At 64.6% G+C, this 1054-nt stretch carries 1 protein-coding gene; it reads right to left on the bottom strand.

The genetic code is table 11. From position 1 onward, the window contains the following. The coding region (locus EN857_RS33215; protein WP_189522822.1) for an IS110 family transposase at positions 1-848 on the bottom strand (848 nt) is incomplete at its 3' end. Positions 849-1054 lie beyond the last annotated feature (206 nt).

Below are 1054 nucleotides of genomic sequence, written 5' to 3'. Positions count from 1 at the left end.
GGCTCCTTGCCCTTGGCGATGAGACGCTGGTGGAAGGCCTTGAGGACGGGATTTGAGCGACTGGCGGTGAGGGCAGCCATATAGACCACCCTGCGCACGGCGTGACGACCGCCCCAGATAATGCGGCGGCCTTTGAAGGTGCCGCTGTCGAAGTCGTATGGGGCCAGGCCAGCAAGGGCTGCGATTTCGCGCCGCTGCTGCCCTATCTCCGGCGCCAAGGCCAGCACGGTATGGCTGAACACCGGACCGGCACCGTGGAAGGACTGGATCAGGCGGTCCCTGGCCGCGAACGCCGGCTGGCTGGCGACAAGATCGGCCATGCGCTTGGCCAGCAGTGCGATATCGAACTCAATGCGGCGCAGACGCTGGGTGAAGATGCGCTTGACCGTCGGCTCGCGGACCTGCTCGAGCTGATTGGCCAGGCTGACCTTGTCGTCGCTGAGCTGCCTGCGGGCCACGACCAGATCGGCCAGTTGCTCGGCGATTGGGTCGCACTGCACCGGCCGGGTCGGCAGTTCGGCGGTATAGCGTGCAATCAGCAGGGCATCGATGCGGTCGTTCTTGGCCAGTCGGCCAAGCGCGCGGGCATAGTGGCGCAGCTTGTGCGGATTGACGTTCCTGGCCGGTAAACCCGCCTTGCGCAGCGCCTTGGCCACGCCGCGCTCATAGCCTCCACTCGGCTCCATGCCGATGGCGCGCACGTTGCGGCCTTTCAGCCACTTGCTCAGCTTGGCCCATCCGTCCTTGTCGTTGTCGAAACGCGCTTGTTCCTGCGTCTGGAACACGGCCACGTCGAGCCATCGCTTGGCAACGTCGATGCCGACATCCTGAACCGTTCCTGCAGCCATCTTCTCGGTCCCTTCCTTGTGTGCGGGGGCTTGCCCCTTGCAACTGTTCGGGTTCACAAAAGAAGGCGGTCGGGCCCCAGCTCATCCACGGTTTAGGCTACCTGAGGGGTGACGGGCTCTCGACCGCCGCCACGGATCAGGCAAGCACCTGGTCCGTGGCACCCCTCAACAATGCACGATTCCAGACACACAAGGGGTGTTCCAGC

It is taken from the genome of Mesorhizobium sp. M4B.F.Ca.ET.214.01.1.1 (assembly GCF_004791545.1).
Classification (GTDB): Bacteria; Pseudomonadota; Alphaproteobacteria; order Rhizobiales; family Rhizobiaceae; genus Mesorhizobium; species Mesorhizobium abyssinicae.
This window is presented reverse-complemented; position numbering and strand designations above follow the sequence as displayed.